Here is a 22336-nt window from a genome sequence, read left to right on the forward strand (position 1 = left end):
GCTACAGCCAGGGCGCCGACGCCGCCGGTGATCTCGCCGCCGAGCTGGGCACCGGCCTCGGTGCCGTGGCGCCGGGCAAGATCTCCGGCGGGGGGCGGATCTCCGATCCGCGGCGCGCGCCCCCCGCCCTTAAGGTGGGGCCGGCCGGGGGGGGGGGCGGGGGGGGGGGGCCCCCGCCTTTGGCGGCTACCGCCGGCCGCGGCCGCTCGGCCGGGAGCTCGAGCTGGTCGGGCAGATCGCGCAGTTGTTCTGTCCAGTAGGCAATCTGGCGCGCGGCCCGCGACTGCGGATCGTCCTCGGTGCCGAGCACCTCGCGCTGCCACAGCGCGTAGTCGGCGTACTGCACCGCGAGCGGCGTCCACTGCGGCGCCTCGCCCTGCGCGCGGGCCGCGTAGGCGGCGACCACATCGCGCAGCAGCGGCCGCAGCGAGAAGCCGTCGGCGCTGATGTGGTGGGCCACCAGCACGACGACATGCTCGTCCGGCGCCACCGTCAGCAGGGTGGCGCGGAACGGCAGATCCCGCGTCACATCGAAGAACGCACCCGCGAGTTCGGCGACGCGCGAAGGCAGGTCGTCGGCCGTGACGGTCGCGGTCTCCAGCTCGAACGCCGCCGCACCGAGCGGCAGCACGCGCTGGTATCCGATGCCCTCCACCTCGGGGTAGACGGTGCGCAGCGCCTCGTGGCGGGCGAGCACGTCGCCGACGGCGGCACCGAACGCCTCCACGTCGAGCGCGCCCGACAGGCGCACGGCCACCGGGATGTTGTTGACCGCGGTCCGGTGGTCGAACCGGTTGAGGAACCACATCCGCTGCTGCGCCGGAGACAGCGGCACCAGCTGGGCCGTCTCGCCGGAGGGCAGGGTCACCGGCTCGGGGCGCGGCCGCGGGGCCAGCGGCGCCCGGCCGCCCTGTCCCGCATGCGATTCCACCCGCGCGGCCAGCCCGGCCACGGTCGAGGCCTCGAACAGCGTCCGCACCGGCACCTCGGTGTCGAGGGCGGCGCCGAGCCGGGCCGCGACCTGGGTGGCGATCAGCGAGTTGCCGCCCAGCTCGAAGAAGTCGTCGTCCAGGCCCACCCGCTCGACGCCGAGCAGTTCGCCGATGGTGTCGGCGACGGCCTGCTCGACCGAGGTGGCCGGGGCCCGGAAGACCTTGGCGGCGAAGGTCGGCGCGGGCAGCGCCCGGCGGTCCAGCTTGCCGGAGGCATTGAGCGGGAACTCGTCGAGCACCATGAAGGCGGTCGGCACCATGTACGCCGGAAGCTGCTGCGCCAGTGTGGCTTTCACCGCGTCGGGCGCGAATTCCGCGGCGGGCGCCGGGATCACGTAGGCGACCAGCTGATCGCCGGTGCGCTCGTCGCTGCGCACCACGACCACCGCCTGCGCGACCGTGTCCAGGCCGGTCAGCGCGGCCTCGATCTCGCCCAGTTCGATGCGCTGGCCACGCAGCTTCACCTGGAAGTCGGTGCGGCCGAGGTACTCCAGCTCACCGGCGGGGGTCCAGACCACCAGATCACCGGTGCGGTACAGGCGTTCGCCCTTCGGAGCCTCGCCGTCCACTGCCCCGAAGGGGCTGGCCACGAAACGGTCGGCGGTCAGATCCGGCCGTGCGACATAGCCGCGGGCCAGCTGCGCGCCCGACAGATACAGCTCACCCGCGACACCCACCGGCACCGGCCGCAGCCGGGAGTCGAGGACGTACACCTGGGTGTTGAACACCGGCGCACCGATCGGCACGGAGCCGGTATCGGCATCGGTCACCTCGTGATAGGTGACGTCGACGGCGGCCTCGGTCGGGCCGTACAGGTTGTGCAGGCGGGCACCGGTCAGCTCGCGCAGGCGCTGCGCGGTGGCGGCGGGCAGCGCCTCACCGGAGGCGAAAACGTTACGCAGCCCGGTGCATTCACCGATCCGATCGGCCGCGACGAATACCGCCAGCATGGACGGCACGAAGTGGGTGACGGTCACGCCCTCGGCGGCGATCAGGTCGACCAGGTAGGCCGGGTCGCGGTGGCCGTCCGGCTTCGCGACCACCAGCCGCGCGCCGACCTGCAGCGGCCAGAAGAACTCCCACACCGACACGTCGAAGGTCGCCGGGGTCTTCTGCAGCACCACGTCGTCGGCGGCCAGGCCGTACTGCGCGTGCATCCACACCAGGCGGTTGACGATCGCCGCGTGACTCACCGCCACGCCCTTGGGGCGGCCGGTCGAGCCGGAGGTGAAGATGACGTACGCGGTGTTCGAGGGATACAGCGGCGCAACCCGATCCGCGTCGGTCAGCGGGGTGTCGGCGAGGTCCGTCAGATCCAGCTCGTCGATCAGGACGACGTTGTCCGTCGTTCCGGCGAACGCCGGAATCGAGACATCACCGTCGCGGCCATCTCCCGACTCGGACGCGTCCGACGAGGTCGTCAGCACGCAGACGGGCCGGGCGGTGTCGAGGATGTAGCGGGTGCGATCGGCCGGGTGATCGGGATCCAGCGGCACATACGCACCACCGGCCGCGGTCACCGCGTACATGCCGACCACCAGGTCCAGCGAGCGCCGCATGCCCAGCGCGACAAGCGATTCCGGCCCGACGCCCTGTCCGATCAGCCACCGTGCCAGGCGATGCACCCGACCGGCGAACTCGGCGTAGGACAGAGTCGTCCCCTCGAACGTCACCGCGTCCGCGGCGGGACCGCGCGAGACCTGCGCCTCGAACAGCGACACCAGGGTGGCCGCCGCGTCGTCGGAGACCCGCGGCAGGGCCGCGTCCAGCGGGAATTCGGTGTCGTTCCAGTACCGCAGCACCAGGGTGTGCTCGGTCGCGTCCAGCAGCTCCAGATCGCCGACGCGGGTGGCCGGGTCGGCGGCGACGCCGCCGAGCACCCGCAGCAGCCGCTGGGTGAAGGTCTCGGCGAACTCGGCATCGAAAAGATCTGCGGCATAGACGAGTTCGGCCTCCATGGCACCCTCGTCGCCCGCGGCCTGGTCGGACAGGGTCAGCTGCAGGTCGAACTTCGCCGTCGGCGGATCGATGCCGACCTCCGACACCGTCAGGCCCGGCAGTTCCAGCGCGGTGTGGCCGAGGTTCTGGAACGTCAGCATCACCTGGAACAGCGGATGGCGCCCCGGGGCACGGGCGGGCTCCAGCACCTCCACGATCCGCTCGAACGGCACCCCCGCGTGCGCGAAGGCCGCCAGATCGCGCTCGCGTACCTGGGACAGCAGGTCGGTGAACGAGGTGCCGAGGTCGACCTCGGTGCGCAGCACCAGGGTGTTGACCACCATGCCGACCAGGTCGTCGAGCGCCTGCTCGCCGCGCCCGGCGACCGGGGTCCCGATCGCGATGTCGCCGGTCCCGCTCAGCCGCGCCAGCAGCGCCGCGAATGCGCTGTGCACCACCATGAACAGGGTGGTGCCCTGCCGCCGCGCGACGGCGCCGAGCCCCTCCACGAGGGTGCCGGGCACGCGGAACCGATGCGTTCCGGCCGCGTAGGCGGCCACGGACGGGCGCGGGCGGGTGGACAGCCGCAGTTCGTCGGGCAGCCCCGCCAGCGCACCGCGCCAGTAGTCGAGCTGCTCGGACTGCAGCGACCGGGGGTCGTCTTCGGAACCCAGCGTATCCCGTTGCCACAGTGCGTAATCCACGTACTGAATCGGCAGCGGGGACCAGTCCGGAACCTGCCCGGCGGCGCGCGCCAGGTACGCGGTCATCAGGTCGCGCACCAGCGGGCGCATCGAGAACCCATCGGCGGCGATGTGATGCGCCACCACCACGAGGACGTGGTCGTCGGCGCCGAGTTCGTAGATGCGCAGCCGCACCGGCGGTTCGGCGGTCACGTCGAAGCCGCGGCCGATGAATTCGCCGACGACCGACAGCAATTCGTGCGGCGCCGCCGGGACCACGTCGATCTCCGGCACGGCCTGCGCCGAGGGCAGCACCTGCTGGTAGCCGATGCCGTCGGCGGACGGGTAGACCGTGCGCAGCGATTCGTGCCGCGCGACCACATCGGCGACCGCGCCGCGCAGCGCCTCGAGGTCGAGGTCGCCGGTGAAGCGCACCGCGACGGGGATGTTGTTGGCGGCGGACCCGCTGTCGAAACGGTTGAGGAACCACATCCGCTGCTGGGCCAGCGACAGGGGCGGACGCTCGGGCCGCGCCTGCGCGGTCAGCGGTCGACGCACGCCGGTTCCGGCGCGCGCGCTGACGCGGGCGGCCAGTCCGGCGACCGTCGGCGCCTCGAACAGCGCGCGCACCCCGACCTCCGCGTCGAGCGCGGCGCTCAGCCGGGCGGTGACCTGGGTGGCGATCAGCGAGTTGCCGCCCAGTTCGAAGAAGTCGTCGTCCGCGCCGACCCGGTCGATGCCGAGCAGATCGGCGAAGATGCCCGCGACGATCTCCTCCAGCGGCGTTGCCGGGGCACGGAATTCGCGGGGAGCCAGTTCGGGCTCCGGCAGCGCCTTGCGGTCCAGCTTGCCGACCGGGGTGAGCGGGATCTCGTCGAGCACCATGATGACCGTCGGCACCATGTAGGCGGGCAGCCGGTCGGCGACGTGCGCCGACAGCTCCGCCACATCGATGGCCCGTTCGCCCACCGCGCGCACATAGGACACCAGGAACGTCGAGCCCGCATCGTTGCTGCGCCCGATCGTCACCGCGAAGTCGACATCGGGGTGGCTGGTCAGCGCGGCGTCGATCTCGCCGAGTTCGATGCGGAAGCCGCGGATCTTCACCTGGAAGTCGTTGCGGCCCACGTACTCCACCACGGGCTCGCCCGCGGCGTCGCGCCGCCACCGCACCACATCGCCGGTGCGGTAGAGCCGCGCGCCTTCGGCCCCGTAGGGGTCGGCTACGAAACGGTCCGCGGTCAGGGCCGGGCGGGCGTGATAGCCGCGGGCCAGTTGTATTCCGCCGACGTAGAGTTCGCCGACCACGCCCTCGGGCACCGGCCGCAGCCGCGCGTCCAGGACCAGCGCGCGCATGCCGCGCACCGGGCCGCCGATGGACACCGCATCGCCCGGCAGCAGCCGCCCGCTGATGTTGGTGGCGATCGTCGCCTCGGTCGGCCCGTAGGCGTTGTGCAGGCTGCGCTTGTCGAGATCGCCCGAATCACCGGGCGCCACAGACCATTTGGCGACCAGGTCGGCCGTCAGCGCCTCACCGCCGGCGATGATGGACCGCATCCCGGCCAGCGCGGCCGGATCCAGCGAGGCCAGCACCGACGGCGTGATCAGGCCGACGGTGACCCGCTCGCGCGCGATCAGCTCGCCGAGCTCGTCGCCGCCGTAGGTGCCCGGCGGCACCACCACCAGCGCACCGGCGGAGCCGACGGCCAGCAGCAGCTCGAGCACCGACGCGTCGAACGACGGCGACGCGAACGCCAGCGCCCGCGAATCGCGGTCCAGGCCATAGCGTTCCACCTGCACCGCGCTGAAGTTCGCCAGGCCCGCATGGGTGACCACCACGCCCTTGGGCACACCGGTCGAACCGGAGGTGTAGATCACGTAGGCGGCGTGCTCGAAGCGCAGCACGGCCCCGCGGTCGGCGTCGGTCACCGGATCGGCCGACTGCGCCGCCACCTCGGCGGCGAACTCCGGCTCGTCCAGCGGCAGCCATTCGCCGTCGATCGGCGGCAGCCCGTCCACCTGCGCGGTGAGCGTGATGCCCAGCCGCGCACCGGAATCCGACATCATGTGCGTGATCCGGTCGATCGGGTAGGCCGGATCGACCGGCAGGAACGCGGCGCCCGCGCGGGCCACCGCCCACACCGCCCGCAGGTAGTCGATCGACCGCGGAACGGCCACGGCCACAATGACATCCGGCCCGGCGCCGCGGGCAATGAGTGCCCGCGCCAGCCGCGCGGAGGACTCGTCCAGCTCGGCGTAGGTGAGCGAGCGGTCCTCGAAGACGACCGCCTGCCCCTCCGGATTCTCGGCGGCGGCCGCGGCCATCAGCTCCGGCAGCGTGCGCGGCGGCACGGCCGGTCCGCCGGTGCGGCCGAGCAGTTCGGCGCGTTCGGGCTCCGCCAGCAGCTCCAGCTCGCCGACCGGCAGCTCCGGCCGCTCGACGATCTCCTCGAGCAGCCGGATGAAGCGACCCGCGAGCTCCTGCACGGTGTCGTCGTCGAACAGGTCACGGGCGAAGGAGAATTCGCCGAGCATGCCGCCGTCGGAGCCCTGACCGGCCTCCCGAAGCGTCAGCGAGAGATCGAATTTCGCGGTGTCGACCTCGAAATCGACGGTGGAGACCCGTAATCCGGGCAGTTCGAAGGAGTTCTCGGGCAGGTTCTCGAACGACAGCGCCACCTGGAACAGCGGATGCCGCGCCTGCGAACGCGCCGGGTTCAGCACCTCCACCAGCCGCTCGAACGGCACATCGGCATGCGCGAACGCCTGTAGGTCGGTGTTGCGGGCCTGCGCCAGCAGCTGCGCGAAGGTCTTGGCGCCGTCGACGTCCGTGCGCAGCACCAGCGTGTTGACGAACATGCCGATCAGGTCGTCGAGGGCCGCCTCGCCGCGGCCCGCCACCGGCGTGCCGATGGCGATGTCCGAGGTGCCCGACAGGCGGGCCAGCAGCACGGCCAGGGCGCTGTGCATCACCATGAACAGCGACGCGTTGTGCCGGCGACCCAGTTCCACCAGGCGCACCTGGGTGTCGGGCGCGATCACGAACGAGTGCACGCCGCCGCGGTAGGTCGCCACCGCCGGACGGGGGCGATCCGAGGGCAGCACCAGTTCGTCGGGCAGCTCGGCCAGTTCGCGCTGCCAATACCGGATCTGGTCGGAGATCAGCGAATTCGGGTCGTCCTCCGAACCCAGCATCTCGCGCTGCCACAGCGCGTAGTCGGCGTACTGCACCGGCAGTTGCACCCACGCCGGCTGCTCCCACATGGTGCGCGCGGCGTAGGCGATCATCACGTCGCGGGCCAGCGGGCCCATCGACCAGCCGTCGGCGGAGATGTGGTGCACCACCATGCCGAGCACGTACTCGGACTCGCTGATCTCGAACAGCCGGGCGTGCAGCGGCACCTCGTTGGTGACGTCGAACGCCATGGAGGCCAGCTCGATCAGATGGGCGATCAGATTGCCCTCGGTCACCGGGACCGGGGTCAGGTCCGGAACGATCTGTGCCGCATCGAGAACCACCTGCACCGGCGTGCTGCCGGTCTCGGGGAACACGGTGCGCAGCGACTCGTGCCGATCGATCACATCGATGACCGCCACCTGCAGCGCCGCCACGTCGAGCTCGCCGGACAGCCGGATCGCGACGGGAATGTTGTCGACCGACGAGCTGGTGTCGTACCGGTTGAGGAACCACATGCGCTGCTGCGCGAGCGACAGCGGCACCTGTTCGGGCCGCTCCCGCGCCACCAGCGCCTTGCGCGCGCCGTCTCCCGCGTGCGATTCCACGCGGGCGGCCAGCGCGGCAACGGTGCTGGCCTCGAACACCATTCGGACCGGGACCCGGGTGTCGAGCGCGATGCCCAGCCGCGACGCCACCTGGGTCGCGATCAGCGAGTTGCCGCCGAGGTCGAAGAAGTCGTCGTCGACGCCGACGCGGGCGATCCCGAGCACCTCGCCGAAGATCTGGGCGACGATCTCCTCGATCGGCGTGGTGGGAGCGCGGAATTCGGAGACCGCGAACAGCGGCGCGGGCAGCGCCTTGCGGTCCAGCTTGCCCGAGGCGTTGAGCGGGAACTCCTCCAGCGCGACGATCGCCGAGGGCACCATGTAGACCGGAAGCCGTTGCACCAGAGCGGCTTTCACCGCGTCGGTGTCGATGTCGGCGCCGGGCGTGGGCACCACGTAGGCCACCAGCTGATCGCCGGTCACCGTGTCGATGATGAGCACCACGGCCTGGTTGACGTCCGGGTGGTCCAGCAGCGCCGCCTCGATCTCGCCGAGTTCGATGCGCTGACCGCGGAACTTCACCTGGAAGTCGGTGCGTCCGATGTACTCGAGGACACCGTCCGGATGATCCGCCGAGGCACTCCACCGCACCAGGTCGCCGGTGCGATACAGGCGGCTGCCGACCCCACCGGCACCCGCGCTACCTCGGCCGTCCCCGGCACCCTCATTCCCCTGGCCGTCCCCGGCACCCGCGTTACCCCCGAAGGGGTTGGCCACGAAGCGTTCCGCGGTCAGGTCGGCGCGGCCGTGGTATCCGCGGGCGATCTGCGTGCCGCCGAGGTACAGCTCGCCGGGCACCCCGGCGGGGACCGGGCGCAGGCTCTCGTCGAGCACGTAGGCCTGCACGTTCCACACCGGGCGGCCGATCGGCACCGCGTTGTAGCCGTTGGCGGCGGGCACCGTCCACGCGGTGGCGTTGACCGTGAACTCGGTGGGCCCGTACAGGTTGTGCACGGTGGCGGTGCTGAATCGCCGGAAGGCGGCGACGGTGGCCGGGGGCAGCGCCTCACCACCGACGAAAATCGTACGCAGCGTGAGGCATTCGTCCGCCGATGCGCTGGAGGCGAACACCGGCAGCAGCGACGGCACGAACGAGGTCTGGGTGACCCGGTGCCGCGCGATGACCTCCGACAGATACACCGGATCGCGGTGGCCCTCCGGCGCGGCGATGATCACCTTGGCGCCGACCGCCAGCGTGGCGAACAGCTCCCACAGCGACGCGTCGAAGGTGAACGGCGTCTTGTGCAGCGCGACGTTCGTCTCGTCCAGCTCGAATTCGTCGATCTTCCACGCGATCTGGTTCACCATCGCGGCGTGGCTCACCGCGACGCCCTTGGGGCGGCCGGTGGAACCGGAGGTGTACAGCACGTAGGCGATGTGATCGGGCAGCACCGGGGCGCGGCGCTGCCCGGAAGTGACCGGCGCCGAATCGAATTCGCTCAGATCGACGGTGTCGACCTCGATGACCGGGCAGTCGTCGGAGGTTACGCCGTCGCGGGCGGTGGTGAGCAGCACCACCGGCCGCGAGCTGTCGAGCACGTACTCGGTGCGCTCGGCCGGATGGTCCGGGTCGACCGGCACGTACCCGCCGCCGGCAGCCAGCGTGGCGTAGAGGGCGACGAACATGTCGATCGAGCGCCGCATGCCGATCGCGACCAGCGACTCCGGGCCGACACCCGCATCGATCAACTTGCGCGCCAAGCGATTCACGCGCTCGGAGAACTCCGCGTAGCTCAGCTCCCCGGCCGGGCCGAACTCGTCCTCGCGGTCGCCCGGATCGAAGATCAGCGCGGTCGCGTGCGGGCGCACCCGCACCTGCTCGGCGAACAGGTCCAGCACCGTGGTCGGCGTGGCGTCCGCGACGGCGGGCAGTGCGCGCGCGGTGCGGTTCCAGTCGGTCAGCACCGTCTGCCGCTCGGCGTCGTCGAGGATCTCGATATCGCGCACCCGCGCATCGGGCGCCGCGACGGCGGCGGTGAGCACGCGCAGATAGCGGCGGCCGAACTCGGCGACGGTGGACGCGTCGAACAGGTCGGTGGCATAGGAGACGACCGCCGACACACCGGCGGGTTCGCCCGCGGCGCCGCGCTGTTCGGTCAGCGTCCACACCAGATCGAACTTGGCGATGTCGACGTCGAGCTCCTCGGCCGACACCGTCAGGCCGTCCATCTCCATGGTGGCGTGCGACAGCTCCTGGAACGACAGCATCACCTGGAACAGCGGGTGCCGCGCCTGCGAGCGGGTCGGGTTGAGCACCTCCACCAGGCGCTCGAACGGCACGTTCGCATTCGCGAAGGCGGCCAGGTCGGCGTCGCGGGTGCGGCCGAGGAATTCGGTGAACCGCTCGGCGCCGTCGACCTCGGTGCGCAGCACGAGGGTGTTGACGAACATGCCGATCAGGTCGTCGAGGGCCTGCTCACCGCGCCCGGCGACGGGGCTGCCGATCGCGATGTCGGCGGTGCCCGACAGCCGAGCCAGCAGTACCGCCAGCGCCGAATGCAGCACCATGAACAGCGAAACACCCTGTGCCCGAGCCAGGCTCGTCAGCTGGGCGTGCAGTTCCGGATCGATGTCGAAGGTGACCCGGCTGCCGTGGAAGCTCTGCACCGGCGGGCGCGGGCGGTCGGTGGGCAGATCCAGCTGATCCGGCAGGCCCGCCAGCGCGCCGTGCCAGTACGAGATCTCCCGGGAGGCAATGGAATCCGGATCGGTCTCGGCGCCGAGCAGCTCGCGCTGCCACAGGCTGAAGTCGGCGTACTGCACCGGCAGCGGCGCCCATGCCGGGGCCTGCCCGGTCGCCCGCGCCAGATAGGCGGCCGTGACGTCGCGGGCCAGCGGGCCGAACGAGAATCCGTCGCCCGCGATGTGATGCACGACGATGGCCACCGCGTAGTCACCGTCGCGCTCCGGTCCGGTCACCCGATGGACCTGGACGCGGATCGGCAGTTCCTGCGAGACGTCGAAGCCGGTCGACGCGAACTCGGCCAGCGCACCGGCCAATTCGTCCTCGGACGTGGGCCGCACCTCGATGCCGAGGTCCACCTGATCGATCGGCACCACCCGCTGGTAGCCGCCGTCCTCGGACTCGGGGAAGACGGTGCGCAGCGATTCCTGGCGGGCGATCACATCCAGCAGCGACGCCTGCAGCGCGTCCAGGTCGACCTCGCCGCGCAACCGCACCACGAAGGGCAGGTTGTAGGTCGGCACGCTCGGATCGAACTGGTTGATGAACCACATCCGCTGCTGCGCCAGCGACAGCGGCACCCGCTCCGGCCGCGGCTTGGCCACCAGCGGCGGCCGCGAAACGCTTGCGGGAGTGGCGGATTCGACGCGCACCGCGAGGGCGGCCACCGTCGGCGTCTCGAACAGCGCCCGCACGCCCAGCTGAATACCGAACGCCGCGGAGATGCGCGCGACCACCTGCGTGGCGACCAGCGAGTTGCCGCCCAGGTCGAAGAAGTTGTCGTCGATACCGACGCGCTCGTGTCCCAGCACATCGCCGAAGACACCGGCGACGATCTCCTCGACCTGATTGCGGGGGGCGCGGTATCCGGCCGCGTCGGCCGCGAACACCGGTTCGGGCAGCGCCTTGCGGTCCAGCTTGCCGGAGGTATTGAGCGGCAGCGCGTCCAGCACCATGATCGACGCGGGCACCATGTAGCCGGGCAGCTGCTCGGCCGCGAAGCGGGTCAGCTCGGCCGGATCGACCGAAAGCCCCGGAGCCGCAACAACATAGGCGACCAGCTGCTGACCGGTGGCGGTGTCGGCCACCAGCACCACGGCCTGGCTGACCGCGGGATGGGCGAGCAGGTCGGTCTCGATCTCGCCCAGCTCGATGCGCTGACCGCGGAACTTGACCTGGAAGTCGGTGCGGCCGATGTATTCCAGCGCACCGGAGTCGTTCCACCGCACCAGGTCGCCGGTCCGGTACATGCGCTCGCCGTCGGCGGAGAACGGACTGGCAACGAAACGGTCGGCGGTCAGGTCAGCGCGGCCACGATAACCGCGGGCCAGCTGTCGGCCCGCCAGGTACAGCTCACCCGGGGCACCGATCGCGACCGGGCGCAGCCGCGAATCCAGCACGTAGACTTCGACATTCCATTCCGGCACCCCGATCGGCACGATCGTGGTGTCGGATTCGGTTGCCTCCCAGTAGGTTACGGAGACGGCGGCCTCGGTGGGGCCGTACAGGTTGTGCAGCCCGGCCGAGCTGATCGCGCGGAAACCCGCGGCGGTCTCCGGCGGCAGCGCCTCACCGATGACGAAAACGGCACGCAGCGAATCACAGTGCGCCCGGGTGGCGTGCGAGACGAACACCGTCAGCATCGACGGCACGAAGTCGGTCACGGTGACGCCGTGCCGCTCGATCGTCTCGGCGACGTAGGCCGGGTCGCGATGCCCGTCGGGGGTCGCGATCACGAGCTTCGCGCCGGTCAGCAGGGGCAGGAAGTAGCCCCACAGCGATACGTCGAAGGTGGTCGCCGTCTTCTGCAGGTAGACGTCGTCGCCGGTCAGGCGGTACCGGTCCAGCATCCACAGCTGCTGGTTCACGATGGCGCGGTGGGTGACCGTCACGCCCTTCGGCCTGCCGGTGGAACCGGAGGTGTAGATGACGTAGGCGGTGTGCTCCGGCCGCAGCGGCGCCAAGCGGTCGGCGTCGCCGATCGGCGCGTCGGAGAAACCGGAGGTGTCCAGGGTGTCGATCGCCACCCGGCGCACCGACTCCGGCAGCTCCATCTCGTCCCCGGAGACCGTGAGAACACAGACGGGAGCGGCGGATTCGAGGATGTAGGCGGTGCGCTCGGCCGGATGGTCCGGATCGATCGGCACGTAGGCGCCACCGGCCTGCAGCACCGCGTGCATGCCGACCACCAGCTCCAGCGATCGCCGCATCCCCAGGGCCACAAGCGATTCCGGGCCGACACCGTCGGCGATCAACGCCCGCGCCAGCCGGTTGACCCGCGCCCCGAACTCGGCGTAGGTCAGCGTCTCACCCTCGTAGTCGAGCGCGATATCGTTCGGGCGCACCGCGATCCGGTCGTTCAGCAGCGCCGTCAGGGTGGTGTCGGGCACCTCGTGGTCGGAGTCGTTCCACGCCGCCAGGGTGCGGTCGAGCTCGGACTCCGTGGTGATCGGCATATCCCACAGCACCTGGTCGGCCTCGGCAGCCAGGAACCGGTCGAAGAACTCCAGGAACCGCGAATGATGTTGCCGCGCTTCGTCTTCGGTGTAGAGGTTCGGGTTGGTCTCGAAGTCGATATGCGAGACCGTGCCACCCATCGACTGATAGAAATTGACACCGAGGTCCTCGATGGAGCCGGTCGACAGCACGTGCATATGCCCGACCACGGGGCCCAGCGACACCTCGTCGGTGAACAACATGATGTTCACCCACGGGCCGAAGAACTCCTTGGTGACCGCCTCGCCCCCGGCGCTGTCGCGGCGGATGTCCTCGTGCCGGTACCGCTGATGCCGCAGCGCGCCCGACACCTCGACGGTGACCGACTTCAGCAGATCGGCGACGGTCGTGGAGTACCGGACCGGCAACCGCAGCGGCACGATATTGGACGAGACGCCGCCCGAGCGCCGCATGATCGCGGTGGTCCGCGCCGTCACCGGCAGGCTCAGGATGACCTCTTCGCTGCCCGTCCACTGCGCCAGGTAGGCCGCGAAGCCCGCGAGCAGCAGCGCCGCCGGGGAAGAGTCGTGCCGCCGCACGGCCGCATCCAGCAGCTCCGCCTGCTCGGGCGAGAGCGTCGCGCTCGCGACCCCGTTCAGCGGGGCGGGCGCCGCGGAGCGCCCGACCAGGCTGGAGCCCTCCTCGAGGCCCTCGACGCGCTGCGCCCAGTGCTCGCGATCGGCCTGGAAGCGGGTGCTCTCGCGGTACTCGAATTCGGATCGGACCAGCTCACGCAGCTTGGTCGGCTTGTACGGCTTGGGCTCGACGCCGTCGAGGTAGGCGGTGTACAGCTCGCACGCGCGGTTCAGGTAGTTCATCGCGCTGAAGCCGTCGAGCACGATGTGGTGCGCGCGCAGGTACCAGAACCAGTGGTCGTCGGCCAGCTGCAGGACGGCCAGCCTGATCAGGCGGTCGGTCAGCAGATTCAGCGGACGGCTGTACTCGGCGCGCATCCATTCCTGCGCCGCCGCCTCGGGATCCTCGGCCTCGCGCAGATCGAGGTAGACGATCTCGTCGCGGTCCGGGATGGTCGGGTCGATGTACTGCATCGGCTCGCCGTCGCGCTCGGCGAGACACATGAAGCCCGAATCGAGTTCGTTCGAGGAGTCGATGCACGCCTGCCGCAGGATCTCGCGGTCCAGATCGCCCCGCAGATCGACGTACTGGGCGATGTTGATCGGCACCTGCGGATCCAGATGCTGGGCATACCAGATACCGAGCTGCGCCGGAGACAGCGGGAAGAGATCATCCCCCGAAACCGGCGTGGGCGTCACCTCGCTGCCAGCTTCGCCGTTTCCGCCGAAATCCAGCCGGTCCAACCCTAACCTCACTTCCGGAACACCGTGCAGCGCTCCCCGATGGCACACCGACGCGGACGCTCACCTGTTTCAGCGCGGCGTCCGGCGTTCGGGGCTCACTTCGAACTCAATCAGACAAAAATGTTCGTAGGATCTATCCGTCGGCCATGCCGACCTTGTTACATGGAACCGACCACACCCGCCGGGCACGGATAATCCACTCGCTGAACCTCACTGCTGACCACCGGACCAATCTACCGCCCACTCCGGCCACCTGACCAAAAAGGGTCATAGCCGTTGAGCATCATGGGAGTTCATTCATTCCGGACCTTGCGGACCGCTCGCGTTCTGCCTGACAGGGCAGGGTGAGGAAACTTACCGTACCGGTTCCGGATGCGCATCCCTCAAGGTGCGGTCGAGTCGCCACCCTTGCGATCGCGCGCGGGGTCGTAGAGGTGGGACTGGGCGCACCCTGCGGTGCGGGCCAGCGCGCGGCCGACCAGCACGACCGCGGCCTGCCGCAGCCCCGCGGCCTCCACCTGGTCGGCGATATCGGCGAGGGTGCCGCGCAGGATCCGCTCCTCGGGCTGGCTCGCGCGATAGACGACGGCCACCGGGCAGTCCGCGCCGTACTCGGCCGACAGCTCGGCGGCGAGCGGGCGAATGCGGGTGATCGCCAGATGCAGCACCAGCGAGGCCCGGGTGCGGGCGAAATCGGCCAGCGCCTCGGTGTCCGGCATGGCGGTCGAGCGCGCCTGGGTGCGCGTCAGCACCACCGACTGCACCAGCTCCGGCACGGTCAACTCGGTGCCCAGCAGCGCGGCCGCGGCGGCGTAGGCGGGCACGCCGGGCGTGACATCCCAGGGAATGTTCCGCGCATCCAGCCGCCGAGCCTGCTCGGTGAGCGCCGAATATATCGACGGATCCCCCGAGCACAACCGCGCCACATCCTTCCCCTCGGCATGCGCCCGCACGCAGTGCTCGACGATCTGATCGAGATCGAGCGACTGCGTATCGATCAGCTCGGCCCCCGGCGCACAGTGCCCCAGCACCCCCGGATCCAGGTACGTCCCCGCATACAGACAAACCGGCGACTCCCCCAACAGCCGCACCGCCCGCACGGTCAACAAATCCGCGGCCCCGGGCCCCGCCCCGATGAAGTGCACGGTCATGCGGGGAGTGTAGGCAGCGGCACCCGCACCTGCCGGACCGCACCCACGCTCAGCGCAGCCGATCCACCTCGATCGTGAGCGCACACGGCGAACCGGTCCGGTACGTGCCGGTCGTCTCGCCCTCGTCGACGTAGCCGAGTTCATCGGTCCGCCGGAACACAAGCAAACTCACCGGCGGGGTCAGGTCGACGATCCAGTAGTGCGGTATGCCCGCCTCTGCGTACTCGCTGGGCTTAGTGACTGTATCCGTCCGGCGCGATCCAGGGGAGATGATCTCGATGATCAGGACCGCTTCGGAAGCACGCAGGATCCCACCTTCGGAACCGACGCGATCGAACTCGGTCCGCCGGACAACGACCAAGTCCGGGCGGCGCACCGTGGCTGGTTCGCCGTCCGGAACCAACTGCAGGTCGAGGTCCACGTCCGGAACAACGATCAGATCCGTCGGCAACTGCGCATCCAACTGCGAGAAGAGCCTCCCATCGGCACGGTTGTGGTGCGGCGTCGGTGATGGCGACATGACCAGTACCCCCTCCTGCAACTCCCAGCGGTGCTGGTCGTCTTCGGGGAGCGCCACATAGTCGGCGATCGTCAACAACCGCCGCGGATCCGGAAGTGCCGTCACTTCAGCTCCTCACCTCGCCTCCGTGGTCGCCCCAAGTCTCCCACGTCAACCATTCGAGACCAGGCAGGCGGCGGATGGATTTCCCTCATTCCCGCACGGGCTCCATGTCCCGCACGTCTTCCTGCTCGCGCGCAGCGCGATGGTGTTCAGCGGCGTGAGCGTAGGTAGGCGTCGTGGTCGCGGTCTTCGCGGTAGTAGCGCTGGGTGAGCATCAGGAGGCGGTGGATTTCGGCGGCGAGCCGAGGTCGGTCGATGGGTTTGGCGATGATCGGGTCGCCTGTCTTTACGTAGTAGCGGCCGTCGTCGTAGTCCATCCACCAGAAGCTGCGGCCGGGGGTGGGGCGGGCGTCGAGCGCGGGGCCGGGGAAGACGGTGATCTCGCCGAGGGCACGGCGGGGGCGGTCGAGGATTCGGGCGAGTTGGTCGGTGAGGGTGGGTTTGTGGGATGGGTGGACGAAGCGTTCGCGATCGGCTCCTATATCGGTGCGGCGTAGTTCCAGCGGCTGCCGACTCCCGGGCCCGGCGTGCGGCAGCACCGTTACCGCTTGTTGCGCGACTTTGGTTGCGGCGCAATAGGTAAGGGCCAATTCACCACCAGTATCCGGTGCAATGCCGGATTTCTGGGTCAGCGTGGCTCCCACCTGCCCGCGAATTGCGCCGTGAAAGCGGTAGGTCCGCGACATATCTTGCCCGCCAAAGCCTTTGGACTCGACCCGAGCATCCGGTTCGAGCAGCACCGTGAGCGCGTGCTCGATATCTTCCGCGTACTTGCCCAGCAGGTTCTGCACGGCGGCCTCGCGTTCCCGCTTCAGCTCCTCGAAATCCGCGATATCGGTGCGGTAGGACAGCGGATACGGTAGCCGATCGCGACCATATGCGGCCCAGAGGATTTCGAACTCCTGCCCGGTGAGCTCAATCTCGCGGACGGTCATCTTCGCCTACCACCTCGAGAGCCTGCACCTCCGAGGAACGCAGGCCGGTCACCTCATCGCCGTGCTCCCGGGTGACCAGATATTCGGGCGCACCTGCGCGCTCCTTCTCCTCGGCAACGGGCTTGCCCGCGAACGCCCCGATACCCGGCGCACCCGCGACACCGGGCCTGTGCGCCCCCACACCATCGGAATCTGCACCCGCCACTACCGGAGCTACCGCAGACACACCGCCCCGCACGCTCCGCCCGGAACCACCGGCCCCCACACCATTCCCCGCCCCAGTGAATCCACCACCACCGCCCACCCCACCCGCACTACTGGATTCACCGCCCCCACCCGACCAACAAGAACCACCCCCTCTACTCGAATCACCCTGCCAGCCAACGCCACCCGCCCCAGCGGAACCACCCGACCCGCTCACGCCACCCGGCCAGCCGACGCCGCCCGACCTCGCGGAACCACCCGGCCCGCCCGAGCCATACGGGAGACCGGAACCGCTGGGCCCACCCGAGCCGCCGACACCACCGGAATGTTCGAAACTTCCTGTGCCCCCGTTGGTCCCGGAAATCGCCGCTGGTATGGAAGGCGGCGAACCGGTCTCGGCCGGTCTCGTTGCAGTCGAACCGGCCTCGGCCGGTGGTGTGGCGGGCGGCTCGGTTGTCGCAATATGCGCGGGATTGTGGGCGGGGATCGCCGGATCGGTCGAAACCGGTTGTGTACCAGCCTGGTCCGTGCCTTCGCAGTGGAGACCATCGCTCCCGCGATCGGCAACCGCGGGGGCGATCGAATGCGAGGAGCCAGCCGAAAGGCTTTGCATAACATCAGAATTGCCAAGCAACAGACCACTCGGCACCACAGATCCATCGGGCGCGCTCGGACCATCAACGATCTCGGGCGCGTCGGGCATATAGGGCATCCCGGCGTCGGTGTGTGCGGCGACCTGGGCGTATACCGTCCGCAGGATCCGTCGCGCCTCCTGCTCGGCCTCGGTCGCGGTGTGGTCGCCCATCTTCATGACTCCACCCTTCGGCAGCGTCTTGCCGGTGACGTCGACGGGCTCGGTGATACCCGGCATCAGCAGCCGGGTCTCCTCGAGCCCGGCTCGCATCTCCTGCAGTTTCAGGCCGATCGCGGCCGCCGCCTGCGCCAGCGGCATCGACCGGTCGCGATAGCGCTCGATCGCGGCCACCGCCGCCGACGCCGCCGCGCCGGACCAGCCGCGCCCGTGCGGAGCGTCGACCGTGCGCTCGAATTCGGCGGTGAAGGTCGAGAACGTCAGGGCCAGCTTCCTCGACATATCGTCCCAGGTCCGGTACGCGTCGTCGACGAGGTCGGGCCGCATGGCCGATACGGTATTCGTCATCTGCTCGAGGGTCAGGTGGTCGTAGTTGTCCGGCGAGGTGATGTGCGGCGGCTGCAGCGGTCCGGCGTAGCTACCGGCAATCTCCCTCTGGCTCTGGTAGATCCGCTCCCGCTCGGCACTCCACTGCGCCTGCGCCTCGATCACGCGACCGCGGTAATCCCCGTAGCTCGTCACGACCGCTCCGTCGCGGAGATCCGCGCCGCGGCGGCCCGATCGTGGGCGGCGAAGTTCGCAATCGCCTTGGCCACCACCGCTTTCGCGGTCAGAACGGCATCGATGTGCCGCCGCACCACCGCATCGAGCGCACGATCGCTCCCCGCCGCCGTCAACGAGAACTTCCTGGCGAGCACCACTCCGGAGTCGAACGTTCCGAACCCGGTGACGTGACCGATCTTCCGCGCCTCGCTCAGCACAGCGCCGAGCCTGTCGATGTGACGCTCACAGACCTTGTCGAGGCCCGCACCGACCTCGGGATCCAGCGACAGCCGCCCCGCATCGGCCTGCTCGAGCAGCCCTTTCCACCCGTATGGATCGACCCCGAATCCCATAACTCCCCCTCCTCGATTGGACGATCCGAACCGGAACCAGAAAAATCGAAGCCGCTACGGCGAGCCCCCGTACCAGCACAAACACTATCGCCCACCCGCACCCACCGGCAAGCAATAGCTGGTTCCCGCACCCCTTGTTCGGAATCCAGCCGAACCCTTGCCGCTATTTAGTCCACCAACCAAGATTTCCGCTGGTAGTAAGGGTCGTAATCATCTTCGTCGTCGTACGGGTCATAGGTCCCTGGCGCGGACGAGGCCGACCGCTGCTGTGGCCAACCCTGCTGCCCGTAGCTCTGATGCGGCGATCCATATCCGTTATCGCGATACGAATCGTGCGAGGACGGTTGATGTACGGCACTGAGGGGCTGATTCATCGCATCCTCGGTCGCGTCGACGGCCGCGGCTATGCGCGGGTCGGCCCGAAAATTCGCCGTTGCCTCACGTACTCCCGCTCGCGCCTCAGCCAACGCCTGAGCAGCGAGCCTGGTGAGTTCCGCAGCGATCGCCGAACCTCCGTAGCGCAGCGCCCGATCATCGACATGAACGAACACTTGCCCGTCGGCACACGCTTCGACGACCAGAAAGCCGTCCCCCGACTGAGCCCGCGAGCGCGCGGTGGTCAACGCCTCCACCAGCTTCCGGGTGTTGTCCTGCATCGGATCCAGACCGGCGCTTGTCATGCCGTGCTCCTCGCTCTGAATTGTCGGTCGACCCCAACGCCCCATCCAGGACATATTGAGCCAACCTCGCTCACCCCCGTAGGATCCCCGTTCGTGGCCGACCCATTGAGTGAAACGCTGAAGATCGACGGCAGGGATGCGGCCGTGCTGGCACGCAATGTGAAGACATATGCGACGGACATCAAGGCTGTCAAGACCGGCGAAGCGTCGGCAGCGGTCGCCGCCGGATTCCCGGGATTCCAGATCGGGCAGGCATGCAGCACCGCGAGCACCGCCGCAACCACCGCTGTCCAGGACCTGGGTAAAGTGCTCGATACGATCGGGGACAACACCGTCACAGTGGCGGCGAAGTTCCTGCAGATCGATGAGGCGAAGGCTCGCGAGTTCGATCGTCTGGGCGCCGGGCGGTAGAAGACAAGGGGGGCGCGGTTATGGCTGCCGCAACGAAATCTCAAGCGGAACAATGCGATCCGAACGCGCTGGACACACTCATCAAGGAGTGGCAGACCGCGCACGACACCATCACGACGAGCCTTGACAAAGCGGGCAACGACTACAATCAATCCCAGTCCTACTGGACCGGCAAGACCGGCGATCGGGCCCGCGAAACCACCCAGCAGGCCGTTACCGCGGGCCGAACCTTCACTGGCGAACTCCAGACCGCCATCACCACCGTCTCCGGCGACCGCGACGCTATCTGGCGCGCCAAGACCAGTGCGACGCAATCCATTACGAACGCGATCAACGCCAAATACGACGTCGCCGAGGACGGCACGGTCGAGCCGAGTGAGGGCGCGAAGATCGCCGCGCAATCGTCCTCCGAGGACAAGAACGACCAAACGGCAGCCCTCGCCGCCCTCCGAAAGTACGGCAAAGACACCTTGGAGCCGCCGATCAAAACGGCACTCAACGAGCTGGGAACAGCGGTCGAGACCGCCGGTACGCACATCCAGAACGCCTTTCAGAACAGCGGCGGCCTCACCACGGTCGCCGTCGAGGCGCCCGGCAAACTGGACCCGACCAAACAGCTGACCGCGGAGCAGGGCAAAGAGGACGGCGAAACCATCGCGGACGGCAAGCTCTCCGACGAGGAGCGCCAGCGCATTCTCGACCACCTGAAAGCCACCGGGCTCACCCCGGAACAACTCACCGCCTTGCAGAACGGAGGCGACGTCACCATTCCGCAGTCCTCGATGGACTACCTGACCAACCTGTACGACAAGTCGGGGCGGGATGGTCTGCTCACGCTCTCCGAGACGCTGAAGACCGACAAGTCTCCACAGGCGCAGGATCTGCGTACGTATCTCGCCAACGGCATGATGACCGTCTCGAACGAGAACCTCGTCACCCGTGACGCACAGGGGAAAATCCAAGACCGCGGTGGCTTCAATAAGCTCAACCCGGAAATCCGCGAATTCGTCGGCACCCGGCCGAACATCGGCGGTGCACCCGACTCCAACACCAGAGATCTCCCCGACGATTACCGCGGCGGCTTCCTCGAACCCAAGATCGACAACCGAAGCGGGATAAAGGACTATACCGCCGACATGGACAAGTTCGCGGACTTCGTCAACGGCGCAGGGGAACGCTATCAACCCGGCGACAGATTCGGTGTCGAGTTGGGACGCCAAGCGGCACACCAGGCTTGGATCGTCGACAACGGCGGATACGGGGATTTCGAAGGCACCAAGCTTCGCGACACGGAATCCGAACAGCACACCGAGAACAGCGCGACCGACCTCCTCGCCGCCGCATCCCGCAACAAGGACGCCAACTATGCCCTGCTCACCGGAAACGGCAGCGAGGAACTGTTCGGCAAGGACACTCCGGGGCAGTCCTGGCATCCGTACGATCGTGACACCACCGTCGGCACCCTGCTGACCCACGAGTGGAACGATGATGGAGCGGCTCTCGGCTCAATGGTTGATTGGACGTACGAGGACGCCCATAGTTCCGACCCGACGCGGGCCGGCCACGCCGGTCAGGCGGCCGGTGCACTCTCCGAGCTGATGTCGACCACCAAGGCCGGCAACGGAACCAATATCTACGAATCCCTGCTGAACATGCCGGATCAGAACGGCGAATCGTTCGCAAAGGTCAATCCCCTTGCAGCGCAGGGGATTGCGAAGGGTCTCTCGCCCTTCGTCGCCGATATCGTCGGCGCTCCCGCCAGCGTCACGGGGACCCACGGATTCCCTTCCGAGAGCCTCGGTCCGGTGGAGGCGACCCGACTCTTCAGCGTCTTCGACGGTGACGAGAAGGCCGGCGCAACCATGAACGGATCGGCGCTGGCTGTGGCAGATCAGATCGATAGGCGCTTCGCCGACGGCGCGACCGGGACAGGTCCGGAGCAGGTCGACCTCGGTCACTACTCGGGCCGACTGCGCGGCGTCGTCGACGCAGGGATCAACGCCAGCATCGCGGACCTGAATCTGAACGAAACCGACAGCGCCAAAGCACAATCCGATCAACGGGCTGCCGCCTATGGAGTCGGTCAGAACCTGATCGGCATGGCGGGCATGGCCGGACCCGCCGGTGGCCTCGGCGGTCCCGTTGTCCAAGCTGTCTCCGAGTACTACAAGAACGATCTCACCAGCGTCGATCCCGACCTCAGCAACAAGACTCCAAGCGTCAAGGTCGGCGACAACGTCAACCTTCAGCAGTCCGGGACAATAGGTGCGCAGCGCTACAACATGCTTGCGCAGCTCGTCGAATCCGGTCAGATCAATTCGGGCATGCTACCCGGACCGGTCTACGACACCATGCTGACGACATCACCCGACGGCTCCGTATCCGTGAAGCCCTATATATCGGCGGCCGACACCCCCGAAACGGCTGGCATACTGGACAATTCGATCCCGGGCATCCTCTCCGACCACGGCATCAGCTCCGAGGGGCAGCAGAACTACCTGAACAACGGCAATCAGGCTCAGGAGATCTACAAGCGCATCATCTCCAACGGAACCATAGATGGCCAGCAGGAGATCAAGCGGCTGAGTACCGATGAACTCGAACGTCAGGGGTATAACCAATGGTCGACGACCCGATGAGCGCGAAACGCGCGCGGGCGAGAAGCCAGCTCGCCCCCGCACCCCCCCGAAGGGGCGCATTTGTGCTATGTGTAGTGTAGGTTAACCCGATAA

The 22336-nt window shown here is 68.6% G+C and carries 9 protein-coding genes; 2 read left to right on the plus strand and 7 right to left on the minus strand.

The annotated features are described in order from the left end of the window. Position 1: 1 nt before the first annotated feature. From QH290_RS18930 to QH290_RS18960, 7 genes are all read right to left on the minus strand, one after another. Positions 2-13906, minus strand: coding sequence for an amino acid adenylation domain-containing protein (locus tag QH290_RS18930; protein WP_342213748.1), 13905 nt, complete (start codon positions 13904-13906; stop codon positions 2-4). A gap of 371 nt (positions 13907-14277) precedes the next feature. Continuing rightward, positions 14278-15045: a precorrin-4 C(11)-methyltransferase gene (gene cobM / locus QH290_RS18935; RefSeq protein ID WP_280268809.1), complete on the minus strand. Its 768-nt coding sequence runs from the start codon at positions 15043-15045 to the stop codon at positions 14278-14280. Positions 15046-15094: 49 nt separating this feature from the next. Next, the gene (locus QH290_RS18940; protein WP_280384287.1) at positions 15095-15670 is read right to left on the minus strand and encodes a Uma2 family endonuclease; all 576 of its coding nucleotides are present in this window, start codon (positions 15668-15670) and stop codon (positions 15095-15097) included. Positions 15671-15816: 146 nt separating this feature from the next. Beyond that, entirely contained in the window at positions 15817-16602 is a 786-nt protein-coding gene (locus tag QH290_RS18945; RefSeq protein WP_280384290.1) for an ESX secretion-associated protein EspG, read from the minus strand. Continuing rightward, positions 16583-18139: a hypothetical protein gene (locus QH290_RS18950; RefSeq protein WP_280268812.1), complete on the minus strand. Its 1557-nt coding sequence runs from the start codon at positions 18137-18139 to the stop codon at positions 16583-16585. The genes QH290_RS18945 and QH290_RS18950 overlap by 20 nt, the downstream gene beginning before the upstream one ends. Next, positions 18136-18513 (minus strand): hypothetical protein, encoded by a 378-nt coding sequence (locus tag QH290_RS18955; protein ID WP_280268813.1) that lies wholly within the window; start codon positions 18511-18513, stop codon positions 18136-18138. Before QH290_RS18955 ends, QH290_RS18950 begins: the two co-directional genes overlap by 4 nt. Positions 18514-18680: 167 nt before the next feature. Next, positions 18681-19193 (minus strand): hypothetical protein, encoded by a 513-nt coding sequence (locus QH290_RS18960; protein WP_280268814.1) that lies wholly within the window; start codon positions 19191-19193, stop codon positions 18681-18683. Between the two features lie 93 nt (positions 19194-19286). Between QH290_RS18960 and QH290_RS18965 the strand changes: the two genes are divergently transcribed. Together QH290_RS18965 and QH290_RS18970 are read left to right on the plus strand one after the other, a co-directional pair. Next, complete coding sequence (locus QH290_RS18965; protein WP_280268815.1) at positions 19287-19604, plus strand: hypothetical protein; 318 nt, start codon at positions 19287-19289, stop codon at positions 19602-19604. A gap of 20 nt (positions 19605-19624) precedes the next feature. After that, on the plus strand, positions 19625-22243 hold the full coding sequence (locus tag QH290_RS18970; RefSeq protein ID WP_280384292.1) for a TPR repeat domain-containing protein: 2619 nt from the start codon (positions 19625-19627) through the stop codon (positions 22241-22243). Positions 22244-22336: the final 93 nt, after the last annotated feature.

The organism is Nocardia wallacei (assembly GCF_029869545.1).
In the GTDB taxonomy this organism is placed as follows: Bacteria; Actinomycetota; Actinomycetes; order Mycobacteriales; family Mycobacteriaceae; genus Nocardia; species Nocardia wallacei_A.

What these genes read in the sequence shown, in the direction of transcription:
- QH290_RS18970 (WP_280384292.1), top strand. Translation starts at nt 19,625, where the DNA reads ATGGCTGCCGCAACGAAATCTCAAGCGGAACAATGCGATCCGAACGCG.
- QH290_RS18945 (WP_280384290.1), bottom strand. Translation starts at nt 16,602, where the DNA reads ATGACCGTCCGCGAGATTGAGCTCACCGGGCAGGAGTTCGAAATCCTC.
- QH290_RS18955 (WP_280268813.1), bottom strand. Translation starts at nt 18,513, where the DNA reads ATGGGATTCGGGGTCGATCCATACGGGTGGAAAGGGCTGCTCGAGCAG.
- cobM (WP_280268809.1), bottom strand. Translation starts at nt 15,045, where the DNA reads ATGACCGTGCACTTCATCGGGGCGGGGCCCGGGGCCGCGGATTTGTTG.
- QH290_RS18960 (WP_280268814.1), bottom strand. Translation starts at nt 19,193, where the DNA reads ATGACAAGCGCCGGTCTGGATCCGATGCAGGACAACACCCGGAAGCTG.